Below are 19,272 nucleotides of genomic sequence, written 5' to 3'. Positions count from 1 at the left end.
TTTATTATGTAGGAGCTGATGAGAACAAAGAAAAACTATTTCCCTTTTGGGTATATCTTACCAGCCTTTTTGATAGTATTTGCTTTCCGTCTCATTCCAATAGTACTCTCATTCATCATCAGCTTCTTTAAATGGACAATTCATGGTCCCGAACAATTTATAGGATTCCAAAACTACTTAAAACTTTTCCAGGATCCCGGATTCTGGCAATCACTTCTCAATACATTTTATCTTGTAATTTTTGTCGTTCCATCAACATTAATTCTCTCACTCTTTTTTGCCAATCTTTTGAATAGAACAAAGAAACTATCTAGTCTCTTCAGAACAACCTATTTTATTCCTACCGTCACTTCTCTCGTTGCGATTTCAATCCTATGGAAACTCATCTTCTCACCTCAGGGTGGATTGATGAACCATATGCTTAGTTTCTTTGGAATTCACGGTCTCGATTGGCTTTCCGAACCACGAGGAATATTCACGCTACTTTTTGGATCGATGGGCATCGATATTCCAAAAGCACTCGGAGGACCTTCACTTGCACTTTTCGCGATCATTATTGTCAGCGTGTGGAGAAGTTTGGGATACAATACGATCATCTATCTTGCTGGACTTCAAAACATTCCTGAAGTATATTACGAAGCTGCTGAAATCGACGGTGCAAGCAAATGGAGGCAGTTCTTCAAAATAACTGTTCCTCTTATCTCCCCTACAACATTTTATGTGCTCATAATGACAACGATAACAACATTCCAGGTATTCTCCCAGGTGTACTTGATGACAGGACCACCAATAGGAGGACCACTCGGTACAACAAAAGTTATCGTGTATTATATTTTTGAAACAGGTTTTGGGGAATCTCAAAACTTGAGTTATGCCAGCGCAATTGCGCTTGTCCTCTTTATTATCATCCTTTCACTGACCCTTCTGCAAAAACAGCTCGAGAAAAAGGTGCAGTACTGATGCTGAAAAAATATTTCGGAAAAGGTTTCTCATATTTCATGCTCATCCTCTGCGGACTGATCATGGTTGTACCTTTCATCTGGATGGTATCTACATCCTTAAAATCGCAAACAACGGTTAATAAAGGAAGCGTGGGGTTTATACCAATCGAGTTCGTGAACTATTATATTCATGATGGCAAGAAAGAGCATTGTGAGATCGTTGCAAAAGAAGAGAACCTTACGGTTATTAATATTTACGATAAAGATGGTAAAACTTTCAGAGAATCCTATGTTAAAGTTCCATCTGAAGAAATCAAGTCTTCCAAACGAATAAAATTTCACTGGGATAATTATGTCGAAGCATTTACAAAAGTTCCATTCGGCAGATATTTCCTGAACACACTTATCGTTTCGTTTTCGGTCCTGATAGGAGTATTGATAACATCCTCATTAGCTGCTTATGCTTTTGCACGGATGAGGTTTAAGGGACGAGACTTCATATTTTATCTTTTCATCAGCATGATGATGGTTCCTCAACCGATATACCTTATACCATCATATTTTCTTCTAACAAAACTCGATTGGATAAACACTTACCAAGCTCTGATCGTTCCTTGGATCGCAAATATATTCAGCATTTTCCTGCTCAGGCAGCAATTCAAGACAATTCCCCAAGATCTTTTCGACGCAGCAGTCATTGATGGGTGTTCACAATTTGGTATTTTGTGGAGAGTCGTCTTGCCGATTTCAAAACCAATTCTCGCAACAACAGCTATCTTTTCCTTGATCGGCAGCTGGAACAGCTTCATGTGGCCATTGGTTATGACCAGCAGCGATAATCTGAGAGTACTCCAGGTGGGTCTTTCCTACTTTGCTCAGGAAGCGTCTTCAAGCACTTCACTTCTTATGGCTGCATCAACATTCTCGATTGCACCTCTTCTCATTCTCTTCCTTTTTGCCCAGAGACAAATCATTTCAAGTTTTGTTACCAGCGGTTTGAAAGGCTAAAAACTTTACAGCATTTCACCCCTTCATAAAAATCAAAACATGGAATTAGAAAAAAATTTACTTATTACAGACATTGGCAGTACAACAACAAAAGCTGTCCTTTTCCAAAAGAATAACTCATTATATACACTTACTGCTCTTAAAAATGTTGGTACAACAGTAGAGAGTCCACAGGAAGATGTTAAGATAGGAATCTTTAAAGCTATAAAACAGATCGAGGAGGAGAACCATATATCGCTTCTACACAAGAATGCTTCTTCACAAAGCCTTCATTTTTCTGAAGATACACTTTATCTGACGACGAGTAGTGCCGGAGGTGGACTGCAGATTCTTGTGTTCGGTCTGACATTATTCGATTCAGCTAGCAGCGCCAAACGAGCTGCGTATGGTTCCGGAGGTGTTATACTCGACACCTTTGCTATTAACGATAACAGAACTGCTGTTGAGCAAATGCAGCTCATCCGTTTGCTGCGACCGGATATCATCCTCTTTTCGGGTGGAACTGATGGTGGGAATATAAGCAGTATTGTACGAATGGGTGAACTCCTTTCACTCGCTCATCCTAAACCAAAATTTGGAGATAAGACAAAAATCCCGCTTGTTTATGCCGGCAATAAAGATGCACAATCCTTTATTCAATCGCTTTTTTCAGAGAAGTTTGAACTTTATATTGTACCAAATCTTCGTCCAACTCTCCAAGATGAAAATCTTCCACCAGCCCAGGAAAAGATACACCAGCTCTTCATGGATAATGTGATGGAACAAGCGCCCGGATATGGTGATTTGAAAAAAGTCGTTGCAGGTGATATCATTCCAACACCATCTGGAGTTATCAATACGCTGAAAATTGTCAGTGAAGAATTAGGAAAGAATGTAATTTCAGTTGATATTGGTGGCGCAACGACTGACGTTTTTTCAAATATACTGGGAAATTATCACCGAACTGTAAGCGCAAATTATGGAATGAGTTACAGTATATCGAATGTAATGAAAGATGCAGGATTCGATAATGTGCAGAAGTGGCTACCCGATAGTATTAATGAAAATTACTTAAGAAATTATATTTCGAATAAAATGCTCTATCCTCTTTATGTGCCTGATGATGATATTCAGATTGCAATCGAACATGCAGTTGCACGTGAAGCGATCCGCCTGTCCAAAGACCAGCATATGAAGATGCATTTTAATACTCAAAATATTGGGATTCTTGATCGCTTAAAACACATGGACCTCGACAAATTCCTTGAATGCTTCTATGTTGAAAAGCTTGAGTCGAAGCGTTCCTTTCATATGAAAGATATTGGCATAATGATCGGTGCTGGTGGCGTACTTTCAAATGCACCATCCGAAAAACAATCTCTATTGACCATCTGTGATGGACTGAAACCTTCCGGAATTACAGAGGTCTGGCGGGATAATCATTTCATTTCACCTCATCTCGGAAAACTCAGTGAAATAGATCGAGAAATTGCATGTGAACTTATACATAAAGAGTGTTTTCAAAAAATCGGTCTATGTATTCATCCGATTTATAAACAGATGAAACCAAATCGAAAAGTAATGGATATTAGCATACAAGATAAAACGTATTCTATTCTTTCAGATGAAATGAAATATATTCCGAATGATCAGAAAGAATCTCGCAATATCTCAATCAAACTCGAGAAAGGCTTTTCTTTAGGCAATAACGATCATGAATTTGAATTGGATACTGAACTCCCCCTCTTGATCGATACCCGTTTCAAAGAAAATACTTTCTTTGAGCAATATAATAAAGAGCTTGATTTATTCAAAGAAGACACATCCAATAAAAAAATCGAAGAATGTTTCTCATCATTTTTTGAACATAAATCAATTGAAAATGGCACATTCACAATCAAACGGGAACTACCATATGAAGGTGAACTATTTGTTCGCAAGGGTGATCCGGTTACGTATGATACTCTTATCGGTGAGAATAAATATGCCCCGCCAAAGATCTATGTGCTCTCTCTGTTTACACTTGATTATCTTGACCTCACACCCGGACTCATGGAGAAAAGTATTTGCATTAAAGAGGGAGAGTCGGTAAAATTCAATCAGAAGATTCTCGATATTGCAGATCGTGGAGTTATATCAGCTTTTTCTGGTAAGAGCAGCACGTACAGGACACCTGTAAGAGGTACGATTGAACATATCAATTTCGAAACTGGCACGATCATTCTACGCGAAATCCAGGATTATTCGACCAAACCTTATAAAGTAAATGTGGCGAAAGAACTGAAAATCAATCCAAAACATATCAAAGGTTACCTAAAAAAGCATGAAGGAGATTTTATCGAAACCTATGAACCGCTTGCAGCAAGACTTGAGAAAGATTTCAGTCATGTGATACCATCACCGACGACTGGTGTCATAACTGATATTGATATAGAAAATGGAACTGTTACGATTCAGTATAAAAATGAACCATACAAACTGTTGGCTCATGTGAGCGGAGATGTTATCGATGTTGAGGATAATGTATCAGTTATGATACAGTATAACGGAAGTATTCTCAACGGGATTATCGGATTCGGTCGCGAAAGAACAAGCAATATGATGATCCTATCAAAACCGGTTCTCGAAAAAGATAAATGTAAAAATACCATTCTTATTTGCTTCGATAAAATCGATTATGAATTTCTCAAATTGTGTGCAGAAAGTGATGTTGGGGGTGTTATCGCTCCGTCCATCGATAATAAAGACCTCGTTTCATTCATCGGAGAAGAGATCGGTGTTGCACTCACGGGAAATGAGGTTATACCGTTCCCGATAATATTGACAGAAGGTTTCGGTGATTTCAGAATGAATGCCGTCTTTGAAGACTTCTTCAGAGAACATCATCATAGAAAAATATATATGAATGGTCATACCCAGATTCGCGCTGGAGTAGTAAGACCAAAAATAATTGTATTTGATTAAAATGAAAAAACTACATATCATCATAAAAGGCATTGTACAGGGTGTTGCATTTCGATATTTTACAACCTATAATGCACGTCAGTATAATCTGTATGGATATGTAAAAAATCTTTATAACGGAGAAGTTGAAATCAAGGTCCAGGGCGATGCCGAAAACCTGGAACCCTTTATTGATAAAATCAAATTAGGACCTCCTTCAGCACGCGTTGACAACATCATCATTGAAGAAGACCCGGAACAAACTGAATATGATTCATTCGAAATTGTATACTAAACTTATTATTCTTTTTTTATGCCTTCTATTGCTTGGATTTTCTCCAAATCCAACATATATTACTGAATCCGATGATTATCATGTTGTAAAAAAAGGAGATACCCTATACTCAATAGCTAAGAAGTACGAAACAACTGTAGATGCTCTTAAAAGGATAAATAATCTTCCATCAGATAAAATTCTCATTGGACAAAAAATATATTTATATAGTAAAGAGCACCCACAACAGTATTATGTTACAAAAAAGGACATTCCTTCATCCGGTTATCATGTTATTCAAAAAGGTGAGACACTTTATAGGATCTCTAAGATGTATTCCATTCCTATCGAACAATTGATGGAATGGAACCAACTTTCATCCTATACGATTAAAGCCGGGGAAAAATTACTTTTAAATGGTACAACAATTCAAACCACAACTGTTACCACACCTATAAAGCAATATGAGCCGAAAAAAATAGACAAACCTCAACCAACTCAAGAAAAGATCGAAACACCCAAGGTTCAAACCACACAGACCAAGAAACCAAAATATCATGTTGTTAAAAAGGGTGAGACACTTTATAGAATTGCATCAACCTACAGCTTGTCAATATATGAATTAAAGAACTACAACAGCTTGAGTTCTGATAATATTTTTGTAGGACAGAAGCTCTATCTTGCCCCACAATCCAAGGATGATAATTCAAAATATACGATTCCTAAACCGGTAATAAAGAAATCTGAATTCCAGAAATACGGTATCATATGGCCTTGTACAGGGCAGATCACATCTGGCTTCGGCACTCGTGACGGGAAACCACATAAAGGTTTGGATATCGCATGCCCTGAAGGCACTCCATTAAAAGCAGTGTTAGATGGTGAAGTAGCTTATTCGGGAAAACAACGCGGCTATGGAAATGTCATCATTCTCAAGCATGATAACAGCATTATGACGGTGTATGCACATAATCAGGAAAATCTTGTTAGTAAGGGTGATAAGGTTAAAAAAGGGGAAATCATTGCAAAGGTTGGAATGACCGGCAATGCAACAGGTGCGCATGTTCATTTCGAGGTTCGGCTGGATGGACGGGCCTACGATCCGTTGCAGTTTTTGCCTTAATGAAAAAATTACACGTTTATCTCAATAATTTTTGAGAATTTATTTCAATAAAAATAATTGACTTTTTAAGTAAATATTTTCTGAAGTGTAATATAAGTCATTTATTATGAACTTTAAAAGGAGAAAAAAATGAAAAAAATTGTTATTATTATTTTGTTTCTTTTTATCTGTTATTATTGTTATTCACAAACCTATCATTCGGGCACGATTTCAACTGATGAAACCTGGTATGCTGATGATAATCCTCATATCTGCACTGGTGACATTACAATAAGTTCTATTTCACTTCCAACTTTAACTTTAAAACCTGGTGTGATCGTAAAATTTGATCCGGGAAAAACTATGATTATTGGGAATGCATCAAATCCCAGTTATGCAGGAGGTTTGATTGCAGTGGGAACAGAAGACAGTCTGATAACTTTCACTTCAAATGCTGCAGCACCTGCTCCGGGTGACTGGGACTACATCGAATTCAGAAATTGTTGTATAGATGCAAATTGACAACTCGAATATGCTACAATTGAATATGGTGGTGCAGCATCAAATCACTGTGGTTTATACATTCATGATACAGCAGTTACAACTGACAATGTTACCTTTCAAAATAATTTTGGGGCCGGTATAATTTTCACAAACCTATCTGATAATTCAATTCGACCCGATATTACTAATTGTTCGTTTAACGGAAACACTGATTATCCTATTCAAATGTATGCTAATGATATTTCTGCACTTGGAACAGGAAACACTTTTTCCGGGAATGGGACAAATGAGATTTTTGTTTATGGAGAATCAATATCAGATGATCAGATTTGGATAAACCAGGGAATTCCGTATTATATTACTGGTGATCTAAACTTATTTACTGAAGGGGGTGTTACTTTAAATATCGGATATGGTACTGTACTCAAATTTGCAGCCAATAAAGATTTCACAATTGGTAACGTTTCAAATGCATCTTATTGGGGAACCCTTAATGCAACCGGTGTTGAATTTATCGGATCTGTGGACACCACCGGTTACTGGAATGGATTGATTTTTAATAATTATACAAATGGTGGAGTATTATCCGGCTGTACTATTAAGAACGCAGGTTACGGTTATTCTAGTAGGTCTGTTTTTATAACTACTCATGAAACTTTCTCTCAACAAACTATAACAGGTTGTCAGATTTTAGATGGACAAGGAGACGGATTGTATATAGATAATGGTAGTCGACCAACTATTTCTGGTAATACAATCTCCGGGAATACAGAATATCCCATATCGATCTATGCAAATGACGCAGGATCAATCGGACCAAATAATAATCTTACCGGAAATGGATCTGATGTTATCGAAGTGAGAAACGGAGTATTGGATGAATCACAAACCTGGAATGATCATGGAATTCCATATTTAATAACTGATTCCTTCCTCATTCATGGGACCACAAATCCTCATCTACAAATTATGTCAGGTTGCACTATACAATTACAAGATGGAGATTACATTCAAGTCGGGAATACTACCAACGCTTCATATCAAGGATCATTAACAGCGGAAGGCGTAACCTTTACTCGATCAGATGTTGGCGTTATTCATAGGGGGATATTTTTTGCTAATTTTTGTGATGATGCAAACTGTAGCTTAACAGACTGTATTGTTGAATATGGCGGTTATGCTGATACTTATAATGCAGGAATTATCATAACTCAATCAGCTCCCACTTTACATCATGTTACTTTCCAGAATAACGATGGGTTCGGTTTAAGGATTAATGATATTACTGAGGGTGATCCCTTACCCGAAGTAATAAATTGCAGATTTTACAATAATACTGAACATCCTATAAAAGTATATGCTTCCGACTTAGCCTGTCTGAAAGAGAATAATGTTTATTCTGGAAATAATCCTGATCAAATCTATGTATCTGGTGATAAAATAAATTATGACACAGAATGGATAAACCAGGGAATTCCTTATGATGTTTATGGAGACATTGATGTCTGGAATGATACTAATCCACATTTAATAATGAATTCCGGAATTACTTTATTGTTTGGCTCTGGAAATAATATGACAATTGGTAATACTACAAATGGCTCATATCTTGGATCACTTGAAGCTAGCGGTGTTACATTTACCGGTAAAACCGAAACACCCGGTGATTGGACTGGATTAATATTCAACAGATTCATTAATCCTGGTTTATGTGAACTTGATAAATGTACAATCGAGTATGCTGCTACAAATGTCTTATGTACTAATTCCTCACCTTTGATAAAACAATGTGTTATTACTAATGCTCAAGATTATGGAATAAAAGTTTATGGCAGTCTTGCTGCTCCAAATGTTTATAAAAATTCAATTAATAATAATGATATTGGAATATATTGCTCAACTTCCGCTGATCCTCTTATCGGGGGTGACACAGGAAATGCAAATTCAATTATTAATAATACTATCTGTGGTGTACAAAACACAACAAGTTCTGTGACTGTAGATGCAACCTATAACTGGTGGGGTGACCCAACAGGTCCCTATAATGCAACGACAAATCCTGGTGGACTTGGGGATACAGTTAGTGATTATGTAGATTATGGAAATTATCTTACTACCCCCCTATCAGAAGCACCCTCTTTATTTGATCTGCTCTCTCCTGCAAAAGGTGATACACTCTGGTCATTTGATTCAGTTCTTGATTGGGAAGTTTCTATAGATCCCACACCAAATGATACAGTAAAATATCGTCTTGAATTAAGCACATCAGCCAAGTATAATACTTCAAGCAAGGATACAATTAATGACATTGAAACCAGTCATTTCCTTTTAAGTGATGAGGAAATTGAGGATGATACGAGGTACTGGTGGAAGGTTACAGCTTATGACCTTATTGGACTGGAAACCAATTCCAATCAACAGGACTGGTATTTTGATGTTTTTGTAATTGATCCTCCAAATGACTTCACATTGATTTCTCCGCTAAACGACGCAACAGTCTACGAAACATCAGTTATGCTAACCTGGAATGCAGCAACAGATCCCGATCCGGGTGATAGCATTTATTATACAGTATATCTCGATGTAACTGCAGCATTTTCCGATCCTGATTCTGCTGTAACTACTGAAACTGGTGTATATACTCCATTCTGTCAGCCAGGAAATCTATTCTATTGGACAGTCAAAGCAACAGATTCTTACGGATTGAGTACGTATTCCAGCGTACGAAGTTTTTATGTAGATCCTTCAGCAGGACCACGACCTCCCGCATGGGTTACTCTTTCAAAAAATGGTAATGATTTTGATTTAGGTTGGGAAATAACTCCTGGATCTGACAATTATACTATTCAACATTCAACTGATCCCTATACAGGATTTACATATCTTGGATCCTCTGCTACAAATTCATTTACTCATGTAAACGCAGCCCAAACATATACAGAATCCTATTATCGGATTATTGCTATTGATGATGATCTGGATCTGATACTTTTCTGGAGAGATCTGTCTGGTAATAGATTGGAATAGAATTTATATAATTTGATGATAATATAATGCCCTATTATTTAGGGCATTTTTTCTATCTAACGTGTCTTGATAACCTTTCCTGTTATATGATTGCTTTCACCTAATCTGTACAAATATACACCGCTTTGTAAATCTATCCCATCCTCATCAGTCCCATCCCAAACTACTTCACACATTCCCAAAGTGGGGTTCGGGAACGAGGAAACATTGAGAGTGCGCACAAGCTGCCCCTTTATGTTGTAAATTTTAATTCGTGTTGATTCGCGCAAATTCGCGGGTGCATATGATATTGTCGTCGAGGTCGAGAAAGGATTGGGATACGCAGTGATGATCGATTTGATCTGCATTTCATCTTCAACAGCATATCCCTGCCATTCCAACGCTCCCATATCGATCCTACCGCCATAGATTCTATCATTACCTGTAAAATCTAATAAAGGAAGATAAAGATTCATCGTATCAAGTGTTCCTGTATTTATACACGGTGAGTTATGAGAAAGTGAATAGGGATATTCAGCATAATAGTCAAAAAGAGGATTGTCATCGATGTTGCCTTCTCCCCCATGACCGTATTCTATGATATTATATGATGTATAGAAATCTTTACATTCAGTTATTTGACCTTGGACAATGTACTGAGTAGCATTATCCCATATAATGTTATTTATGATTCGAGGTTTTGAAATGAATGACTGCACTGCACCTGTTCGGTAATTTATATCATTATTTAGTACATAGTTATCAACGATTGTATTATTGAACAATCTCGGAAAAGAATAGGCACTATAGATTGGTGAACCGCCAATAAAAGCATAATTTTTGTCAAAAATGCAGCCAATTATCCAAGGAGATGATTGATAATCCACACCTAATACCGATCCATAGTCTGCACAATTTTGAGTAAAGGAGCAATTTTCAACGAGTAAATTAGAATAGTTATATAATGAAAACACACCACCTTTTACTGAATCGTCAAAAGCTTTTGAATATTCGAAATCACAATATGCGAAGAATGATCTATCATTTAACGGAGAAGTATTATGAAACCTGATACAATTCCAGGCTCCAGTCGTTGATGAATCAGGTATAAAGTACTCCGGATGAGCAGATGTAAAAATTATTCTTCCGTCAGCTTTCCCTATTGCCTCTATACTTCCTTTGCAATCGATAGAATAAAAATCCTGGAATTCGATCCTCGTTGAAGGTGCTATTGTGAGAATCGTTTGGTCTGCAATTTTGATATCTCCTATTACTTTTATCGTATCTGCCTGCCAGAATGTATGCTCATTAATGATTCCAGATACTTCTATGGAATTTCTCTTGTTATACTTTTCGTAAGTTAAGGATGCTTTTTTTGAATCGTCATAAAAATTGATTCTCTCGTCTGAAAATATTTGGCAACCATATCCTTCTGCTGGAGAACCGGGTATCACTCGATAATCTCCATTCTCCGGATCAATAAGTTGAGGATCGATACCAATTATATTACTTGATGCAGCCCAACTGACCACCTGCGGAACGGTTCAGCCATACTCGCAAAGTGCGACAAAATGTTTGGTCAAGTCCGCATTTACAACAGGATCGGAATGAAACGACCAGTTATTCAGCAGAACAGGAACTCCATAGGTTGAATAAAAGACACTGATGCAGACATTTGCTCCAGTTGGTAAATATTCAAGTGAGGTACCATGCAGATAATGAAAATCCCAACCTGTATCTACTGCGTCGACAATCAGGTTTCTCGCTATAGTGATATTTCCACCAGCTCCTTGTAATCGTATTCCATAATCTTGAGGTTTAAAAAATGTACAGTATTTTACATATCCTGAAGGATATATCTCGTCAGGAGGAAGATTGATGCCGCGATACCGTATATTTCCATTGATGATGATACAATTGTCTATATCGAGTTTATTCGTGCAATATGAAATGCAGATCTCTTCGCCCTGAAGATTAAGTATTGCACCGTTCCCAACGATCCTTACATCCATCCCGATCTCATCAGAAAGTTCAGCAGTTATGGGATCGAATATCTTTCCGATCAGCAAGCCGCCCGTGTATGTAACACCTGTTTCCAATACCATGTATTTATCATAATCATCATATGCAGGAGCAACTTCATACACCTCTTTTAATGAAGAACTCGCGAGAGTACTTCCAAAAGAAAGAAACAAATATCCAATTAAAATGAGTTTTCTAATCATATAAACCTTTTGATTTCTTCATCAAAAGATAAATTATTGGTCAAGTATTAAGCATACATTTTCAGGAGTTTTGAATTTTAGAAATATTTTTGCATTTGAAAAACTGGAATTTAGCAAACTTTTCAGCTCATTGCTAATTTTTTATATTATCATAAAAAAATTCTTGACGCATCTTCTGTTGCACCATACATTTTTCTATAAATCAAAATGAAAAATCATAACGGAGGTATAATGAAAATTAAACCTATTGATGATCGCGTTCTTCTTGAGACAATTGAATCGGAAGAAAAGAAAATCGGTAACATTATCATCCCAGACACAGCAAAAGAAAAACCACAGATCGGCAAGATCATTGCAGTTGGAAATGATGAAGACCTGCAGAAACTCGTGAAAAAGGGTGATAAGGTTGTTTATGCAAAATATGGTGGCACTGAGATCGAACTTGAAGGTAAAAAATATCTCATCGTGCAACGTTCCGATATCTTAGGAATTATCGAATAAGTTAGTAATTATTAACCAAGACCTTTGTGGTTACATACCTCAAAGGTCTTTTTTTTAGACAAGCCAGTAACGATTCTGAGCACCTCGTTTTATCAGCCCTTTGAATTCCATTTGAAGCAGGATACTCGATAGCTTTGAGGGATTCTCTCCTGTGAGTTCCACCATTCGATCTAAACTAAGATTTTTCTCATTCTTTATGAGAAGTTTGTAAATTTGATCTTCTTCATCAGAAAGTTTTACTTTTGGTTTCTCGACTTTCTGTTTTGAGTCGCTTGTTAATTGTAATGTCAGTTGATATTCTTCGAGAATATCCTCTGAGCAACTGACTATTTTTGCACCTATCTTTATGAGATAATTAGGACCTTCGCTCTGAGGTGAGTTAATATTTCCAGGTATTGCATACACATCCCGATTCTGTTCTAATGCATATTTTGCAGTTAATAATGCACCACTCGTTTTAGCACCCTCCACAACTAAAGTGCCTTTACTCATCCCGCTGATTATACGATTTCTATTTGCGAAATTCCATGCTTCAATTTTCTCTCCAAGAGGAATCTCTGATATTAATGCTCCATTTGCTAACACTCTATCAGCAAGTTTTCTGTTAGCTGTAGGATATATTATGTCCAGTCCTGTTCCAAAAACAGCAATTGTCCTTCCACCTGTTTGTAAAGCTTCTTCATGAGCTGCAGCATCAATACCGTATGCGAGACCGCTTACTATCGTAAAACCTGACAGTGTAAGTTTCGGTACTATTTTTCTTACAGCTATCTTACCATATTGTGTTGGCTTTCGTGTTCCTACGACCGCGAAAGCAAGTTCGTCTTCGGGCAGCAGTTGACCTTTTATATAGAGCAATATCGGTGGATTGTATATGTATTTCAGCAATCGAGGATATTCATCATCAAGGATAGAGATAAGATGTACATTATGTTTTTCGAGTAGTTGAGATTGACGTTCCACAAATTCTTGTTGGTCGAAATGGATAATATTCTCAACTACCTTCTGGGGAATATAAGATATTTCTATTAACTCGTCCTTTGATGTTTTGAAAATTTTGCCGGGATTATGATATTTTGTAAGAAGTTTTTGTATTGTTTCTGAGCCGAGTCCTTTTACGGTAACTATACGTAGCCAGTCATAGTATTCAGATTTTTCCATCAATTACTCCATTCATACAAATACATATTATATAGCCAAGATTTCCTTAATAGTATATTTCAACCGATCGAGATTATCTCCGCTGACAGCTGAAATCGCTAGCACAGGACACTCGCATTTTTTCTTTAATTCATTCTCTTTCTTTTTGATGACGGCATCTTTCAGTTCCGGATCAAGAAGATCGGTTTTATTCAAGACGATTAACTTCTCTCTTTTATCAAGATTCGAATTATAAAGATGCAATTCATTATGTAAAATCTCAAATTTCTCACCAACATTATCAGACGTTATATCGATAAGAAAGAGGAGTACCTGCGTGCGCTCTATGTGTCTTAAAAACTGCAAACCAAGTCCCTTACCTTCGTGTGCATCTTCTATGATGCCTGGAATATCTGCTATCACAAAGGTTTTATAATCATCAACCTTAACAACCCCAAGGCACGGTTCGAGAGTTGTAAATTCATAGTTTGCTATCTTTGGATGTGCAGATGATAAATGGCTGATAAGAGTCGATTTCCCGGCATTTGGAAAGCCAACTAATCCCACATCTGCCATGAGTTTGAGAACAAGTTCATAATACTTATCTTCCCCTTCCTTTCCGGGAGTTATCCTTCTCGGCGCCTGATTTGTAGAAGTTTTGAATGTTGCATTTCCCTTTCCACCTTTTCCTCCGTGAGCAAGTATAACATCTTCATTATCTTCTGATAGATCAGCAATTTTAACTTTTCTGTTACTCTGTTCATCAATCTCATAAATCTCTGTTCCCCGAGGAACCTTGAGAACAATACTTTCCCCATCATGACCGGTCTTATTACCTCCCATTCCATGTTGACCCTTGTTTGCAAAAAATCGCTTATTATAGCGGAAGGCAAGAAGAGTATTCAAGTCAGAAGAAGCAATTGCAATGACATCTCCCCCCTTTCCTCCATCTCCACCATCAGGTCCACCTTTTGGGATGAATTTCTCTCTGCGAAAGCTCAAGCATCCATTACCCCCATTTCCACCTCTTACATGAATTTTTGCATAATCAATAAACATATATCACCTTTTGATTTAACAACATCGAACACCGATTGAAGATTTTGATTTTAATAAATCCTTAATTATCATTCGATATTCTTATCTTAATAACAAGCATTTTTCAGTCGCCAAAAATCTGTTCTTCTCAAATACTGAATAGAAATATATTCCATTCGCTGCATTTTTCCCTAACATATCCTTCCCATCCCAAACAACACTAGATCCAAAATCCAGATCCCTAAATCCCAATTCTCGTACAAACTGACCTTTTACATTAAATATTTTGATTTTACAATCTGAAAGATTTGTTTTCATCGAAAAGGAGATATTGGTCGAATTATTAAATGGGTTAGGAAAATTCTTAAGATTCGATATTATTTCAGGATTATGTGGATTATCATCTATACTAACATTCGGGAGCGGTCCGTAAGAATTTTCTTCATATTTGACCGTTGCACCGGCAATCTGCTCATTAGTTCGAATCTGGTAAAAATAATAATCATTTGGATTCGATATCATTGGCTCATTTATCTGCGATTTCCAATCACCCCACTCGATCAATCCCACATTATCAAACCAAGCGTATGATGTTCCATTATATGGAGGTTGTGATACGAGTAAAATATCAAAATAACTCGTAAGCTCGGGTACGGTGAGTTCTTTATGATAATATGTCCAGTCGGTATCTCCACTTATCCAATCTGAAATATATTCCGAGCCAAGCATTGTAGTGTACCAACGATATTGATAATACCTGATCTGTATCGAAACTGCCTTCGCATCGTGTGTTTTGATATAGCCGCTTAATGAATAATTTGTGGAATCGGAATATCTTCGAATCCTTCCTTCAAGATTAGTTGAAAGGTTGTAATAATTATTTTCATCCCATGTATGCGCGATCGATCTTTCACCTTCAAAAAAAACTGTATTGTCATAAAACTCATCTGATTCGTTCATGTCCCACATGGTACATCCCTCATCCTCCATATTGCCAAACCAGACCAAATCTCTTCCAACTCGATATTCCCAATTTCTCTGTGGAGTAATAGAACTCATCATAGATATATTGCCCATATGATCAATTCGCTGAGGATCTGAAATGTATCTATCATTTTCCAGCTCTAACGAAACATTCTCTGTTTTTACATGCGTTAGAATATCCATTGAGAGTGTGTCGAGGATAATCCTTCCGTACACACTATCTCGATTTACATACATGTATGTATCGAGTTCTTTTGAACGGAATGCGAGATAGTCTAAAATATGCAGACCGAATTCGCCCAAAGCCGGCTGCGGTATCCAGTCATCGATGAATGCTGGTTTTACACAATAATCATAAAAATCGTTCTCATTTATTTTTGCATTGAGTATCATGGTCGGCATGGTTTCAGGATAGGTCAGGTCAAATACAAAATTACCAAGTGAATGAGCGATCAGTTTGTTATTATACACCTCGAAACCCTGAATAATGTGCGGATGATGACAGATCACAAGATCAGCACCGGAATCGATGGCATGTTGCCGAATTGCTCTATCCCACATATGCGGAATATCTGCCTTTGGATTGTATCCCTCATCCTGATAAGGATTAAGCTCTTCTGATTTGTCATACTCACCACCCGGAGCAAGCGAATATTCACTTCCTGCATGCATTTCGATGATCTGATAATCCGATATGTCATCCACTTCATCTATTTGCTGCGTGAGATAGTACGGTGTGAGATAGGCAAATCCCGGCTTATTGAATCCGGCATTCAAATATGGCTGATAATTATTATACTGTCCGGTTCTGTCGCTTGATGCAAGAAAGGCAAACGTGATCCCATTCTGTGTATAAAGAATCGGTGTATATGCTTCATAGGAATCTGCACCTGCACCCGATGACAGAATCCCGTTTTGATTTAAAACATCCTGCGTCTGCTGCATGCCGGTAAGCATATAATCAAGGATGTGATTGTTTGCGAGCGTTACGATATCCACACCTGCGTACACGAGCCCATCTACATTATCAGGATCTCCCCGAAAATAAATCGGCTTTGTCGGATGATGGGTTCCCTGATCAGTGAGTGGACATTCCAGATTTGCCACAGTCACATCTGCTGCATTTCCCAATAAGTGAAGTGTTGGTTCAAAGATTGCTTCTACGCCATAGGTTTGAATGATTCCACCTGCATTTTCATATCCTCTCGCAAGGAGAATATCCCCTACGAAGTTCATAGTAATAGGAAATGATGATGTTCCCGGTTCCGGCACGATCTGGCAATTCCCCCTTCCGATCATGCCTGTATCATCTGTCACTTCGAGTAATACATTGTAAGAGTGATCATCATAAATATTATAGGTGTGTGCTGGATTTTCTACAGAACTGGTATCTCCATCTCCAAAATCCCAATGATAGCTAAGGATGTCACTATCCGGGTCGAAGACATCTGAGTAGAACTGAACATCAAGATTGCGGTTTCCAAACTTATCTGTGTATTCTTTCCCCTGAGATGACCATATTTCGACATCAGGAATTATAGGAAGATCTTCCGTAATATTGATAATATCATCAAAATAGACCACGCCATCCGGATCAGTATCGAGATCATTGATGAAGAGGAGTGCTGTAATGGTTGGATAATACTCGAACCACGCAAACCAGTCATCAGCAACCGGCAGCATGTATGTATCCCACTCCTGTTCCGGGAAAGTACCCTGATAAACAGTTATGAATTCTTCGATATCAAGTTCTTCGCTTCCGTCCAATGAATACATGAGAACATTCGTTGAATCCATAATACCGAATCCATGTATCTCGCCTTTGGTCTCTATGTACGCAGAAATAGACCAAACTGAGTTTGTATCAATTTGTATCGGAACGATTGGTTCGACTTTCCAGGTATTTCCAAATAATTTGAGAGAGTACTGCGAATTATTATATGTATTTAATGAATCCAGGCACCAGTCATCGGGATCAAGATCCTGCCCGGGATATGATTGTAATGAGATCGAACCTCTCTCAAAATCCTCAATGATTTGTCCCCGATGTGATGAATATAGGAATGTTGATATGAATAAGAAAAGAACTAAACAAGCGAACAATTTACTCTTCATTATTCAATCAACAGGCATTTCCTTTCTGCTTTTTGCTCCCCATTGATGAGAACCTGATACAAATACAGACCAGGAGTTACTTTCTGTCCATGTTTATCGTTTCCATCCCACGTTGATTCGAAATGGTGAAGTGGTGATGAGGAGAAAGGGTGAAGCTCTTGAATCAGTTGTCCTTTGATATTATAAATCTTTATCTCAGCATTTTGTATTAGTTCTTTTGATTTGAAAGAGAACGTAATATGATTCCTAAAGGGATTCGGAAACTGTTCAATCACGAATTCATTTTGTGTAGGTGATTCATCATTTGAAACAAATATCGGTCCATCGAATGAATAGACATCATAACCTGTTTCATCATTCTTTTCTACAAAGAAAAGCAGGTCACCATTACTTTTTCTTAAAATATCGCTTACTATAAAAACCGAATCCTGTTGATGCACTATATTGCCGTTTAAACGGTCTCGTATTTCAAGTGTATGATTGTCATAGAAGTACATAACGTAATGGACTTCATCATTGACCATTACGCAGGTTGATGCTGTTATCTTACTATCATTTAATAATGTATCCTCTCTTGACCACACCTTTTCCGGAATATCAAGATCGTAAGCATAGAAAAAGACAGAATCTCCATCTTCACTATCATACTGCTGGTAATACAGAACATGGGGATAATCACCTAGAGGATTTTTTGTAAGTATCTCGTAATTTTGAGGGCAATGATTCCATTCGTTGGGTGTTGTGTAGTACAGCAAACCTCCAGCATAATGCAACGATTCAACTGAATTACTATCTTGGAATGATGTACATTTTAAATAATAATTAAAAGTTTCAGAGCCATAAGCAGCATTATCAAGATTATCATAAAAAAATCCGATACTTAAATTTTTGTTATTCGCATTAATACTATTGAATCCACTATTCTCAATGCCTTCCTGATGAAATATTTCATCTTCAACAATCTTTAAAATAAAAAAATATGATGTAAAGTATTCATCTCCAATATAATTCCATTTCTTCATAGCACCAACGAAAAGATACGTAGTGTCATTTAACACTTTTGAATTTACATCAGTTATATAAGTGAAAAAATGACCTTCTGTAATAGTAATTTTAATAGAATCGAGAATACTGCCAGTATTATATTCCTTTAACTGGATAAAAAGCGAATCGTCCAGAGAATGAATAAAGATTGATCTATTTTCTAAATTGTAGTTTTGAAAAAAATAATATCTTTCGTACCAATCTGGATGTAGTTCATCAAATAGAGCACCTTCGCTATTGTATAATCCTGATACATATTTATAAAACAATCCATACGCTTCGTAGCAACTATAGTCGATTGCATAATCATCAATTCCGTCATTATTATAATCGAATAAATATACTTTTTGGAGTATATCATTACTATTAAATTTATCGATCGTAAACTCATACTGAAATTGCACATCTGCCGAAACAATGCTTGCGAAAAGGACAAGAATCAAAACGGGAAGAAATATTTTTTTCATA

The 19,272-nt window shown here is 37.1% G+C and carries 14 protein-coding genes; 8 read left to right on the top strand and 6 right to left on the bottom strand.

Going from position 1 to position 19,272, the window contains the following annotated elements; all coding sequences use genetic code 11:
- Positions 1-18: 18 nt before the first annotated feature.
- The 7 genes from JW794_03505 (at position 19) to JW794_03475 (ending at position 9,778) form a co-directional block, all read left to right on the top strand.
- Positions 19-960, top strand: a complete 942-nt coding sequence (locus JW794_03505; protein ID MBN2017189.1) for a sugar ABC transporter permease — start codon at positions 19-21, stop codon at positions 958-960.
- Positions 960-1,949 carry a carbohydrate ABC transporter permease gene (locus JW794_03500; protein MBN2017188.1) on the top strand — a complete coding sequence of 330 codons (990 nt, stop codon included), beginning with the start codon at positions 960-962 and terminating at the stop codon, positions 1,947-1,949. The genes JW794_03505 and JW794_03500 overlap by 1 nt, the downstream gene beginning before the upstream one ends.
- A 39-nt stretch (positions 1,950-1,988) precedes the next feature.
- Complete coding sequence (locus JW794_03495; GenBank protein MBN2017187.1) at positions 1,989-4,892, top strand: glutamate mutase L; 2,904 nt, start codon at positions 1,989-1,991, stop codon at positions 4,890-4,892.
- A gap of 1 nt (position 4,893) precedes the next feature.
- Positions 4,894-5,166 carry an acylphosphatase gene (locus JW794_03490; protein MBN2017186.1) on the top strand — a complete coding sequence of 91 codons (273 nt, stop codon included), beginning with the start codon at positions 4,894-4,896 and terminating at the stop codon, positions 5,164-5,166.
- On the top strand, positions 5,141-6,268 hold the full coding sequence (locus tag JW794_03485; protein ID MBN2017185.1) for a LysM peptidoglycan-binding domain-containing protein: 1,128 nt from the start codon (positions 5,141-5,143) through the stop codon (positions 6,266-6,268). The genes JW794_03490 and JW794_03485 overlap by 26 nt, the downstream gene beginning before the upstream one ends.
- Before the next feature lie 129 nt (positions 6,269-6,397).
- Positions 6,398-6,769, top strand: a complete 372-nt coding sequence (locus tag JW794_03480) for a hypothetical protein (protein ID MBN2017184.1) — start codon at positions 6,398-6,400, stop codon at positions 6,767-6,769.
- Between the two features lie 207 nt (positions 6,770-6,976).
- Positions 6,977-9,778, top strand: coding sequence for a right-handed parallel beta-helix repeat-containing protein (locus JW794_03475; protein ID MBN2017183.1), 2,802 nt, complete (start codon positions 6,977-6,979; stop codon positions 9,776-9,778).
- A gap of 56 nt (positions 9,779-9,834) precedes the next feature.
- On the opposite strand, the gene JW794_03470 is transcribed toward JW794_03475, so the two are convergent.
- Complete coding sequence (locus tag JW794_03470) at positions 9,835-10,233, bottom strand: T9SS type A sorting domain-containing protein (GenBank protein MBN2017182.1); 399 nt, start codon at positions 10,231-10,233, stop codon at positions 9,835-9,837.
- A gap of 1,068 nt (positions 10,234-11,301) precedes the next feature.
- Positions 11,302-11,982: a hypothetical protein gene (locus tag JW794_03465; GenBank protein ID MBN2017181.1), complete on the bottom strand. Its 681-nt coding sequence runs from the start codon at positions 11,980-11,982 to the stop codon at positions 11,302-11,304.
- Between the two features lie 231 nt (positions 11,983-12,213).
- Here JW794_03465 and JW794_03460 point away from each other — a divergent pair, with 231 nt between their 5' ends.
- Complete coding sequence (locus JW794_03460) at positions 12,214-12,483, top strand: co-chaperone GroES (GenBank protein MBN2017180.1); 270 nt, start codon at positions 12,214-12,216, stop codon at positions 12,481-12,483.
- 54 nt (positions 12,484-12,537) lie between these two features.
- On the opposite strand, the gene dprA is transcribed toward JW794_03460, so the two are convergent.
- The 4 genes from dprA to JW794_03440 form a co-directional block, all read right to left on the bottom strand.
- Entirely contained in the window at positions 12,538-13,644 is a 1,107-nt protein-coding gene (gene dprA / locus JW794_03455) for a DNA-processing protein DprA (protein MBN2017179.1), read from the bottom strand.
- Between the two features lie 27 nt (positions 13,645-13,671).
- Positions 13,672-14,682, bottom strand: coding sequence for a GTPase ObgE (gene obgE, locus JW794_03450; protein ID MBN2017178.1), 1,011 nt, complete (start codon positions 14,680-14,682; stop codon positions 13,672-13,674).
- A gap of 81 nt (positions 14,683-14,763) precedes the next feature.
- Positions 14,764-17,760, bottom strand: a complete 2,997-nt coding sequence (locus JW794_03445) for a CapA family protein (GenBank protein ID MBN2017177.1) — start codon at positions 17,758-17,760, stop codon at positions 14,764-14,766.
- Positions 17,760-19,271: a T9SS type A sorting domain-containing protein gene (locus JW794_03440; protein ID MBN2017176.1), complete on the bottom strand. Its 1,512-nt coding sequence runs from the start codon at positions 19,269-19,271 to the stop codon at positions 17,760-17,762. The genes JW794_03445 and JW794_03440 overlap by 1 nt, the downstream gene beginning before the upstream one ends.
- Between the last annotated feature and the right edge of the window lies 1 nt (position 19,272).

It is taken from the genome of Candidatus Cloacimonadota bacterium (assembly GCA_016932035.1).
Lineage (GTDB): Bacteria > Cloacimonadota > Cloacimonadia > JGIOTU-2 > JGIOTU-2 > Celaenobacter.
Note: the sequence above shows the minus strand (reverse complement) of the source record. Positions and strands in the feature narration are given on the sequence as shown.

Bases quoted from the DNA above. Each gene is read 5' to 3' on its own strand.
- JW794_03475 (MBN2017183.1), top strand. From the start codon at position 6,977: ATGTATGCTAATGATATTTCTGCACTTGGAACAGGAAACACTTTTTCC.
- obgE (MBN2017178.1), bottom strand. From the start codon at position 14,682: ATGTTTATTGATTATGCAAAAATTCATGTAAGAGGTGGAAATGGGGGT.
- JW794_03490 (MBN2017186.1), top strand. From the start codon at position 4,894: ATGAAAAAACTACATATCATCATAAAAGGCATTGTACAGGGTGTTGCA.
- JW794_03495 (MBN2017187.1), top strand. From the start codon at position 1,989: ATGGAATTAGAAAAAAATTTACTTATTACAGACATTGGCAGTACAACA.
- JW794_03470 (MBN2017182.1), bottom strand. From the start codon at position 10,233: ATGAATCTTTATCTTCCTTTATTAGATTTTACAGGTAATGATAGAATC.
- JW794_03460 (MBN2017180.1), top strand. From the start codon at position 12,214: ATGAAAATTAAACCTATTGATGATCGCGTTCTTCTTGAGACAATTGAA.
- JW794_03440 (MBN2017176.1), bottom strand. From the start codon at position 19,271: ATGAAAAAAATATTTCTTCCCGTTTTGATTCTTGTCCTTTTCGCAAGC.
- JW794_03485 (MBN2017185.1), top strand. From the start codon at position 5,141: ATGATTCATTCGAAATTGTATACTAAACTTATTATTCTTTTTTTATGC.
- JW794_03505 (MBN2017189.1), top strand. From the start codon at position 19: ATGAGAACAAAGAAAAACTATTTCCCTTTTGGGTATATCTTACCAGCC.
- JW794_03465 (MBN2017181.1), bottom strand. From the start codon at position 11,982: ATGATTAGAAAACTCATTTTAATTGGATATTTGTTTCTTTCTTTTGGA.
- JW794_03445 (MBN2017177.1), bottom strand. From the start codon at position 17,760: ATGAAGAGTAAATTGTTCGCTTGTTTAGTTCTTTTCTTATTCATATCA.
- JW794_03500 (MBN2017188.1), top strand. From the start codon at position 960: ATGCTGAAAAAATATTTCGGAAAAGGTTTCTCATATTTCATGCTCATC.
- dprA (MBN2017179.1), bottom strand. From the start codon at position 13,644: ATGGAAAAATCTGAATACTATGACTGGCTACGTATAGTTACCGTAAAA.
- JW794_03480 (MBN2017184.1), top strand. From the start codon at position 6,398: ATGAAAAAAATTGTTATTATTATTTTGTTTCTTTTTATCTGTTATTAT.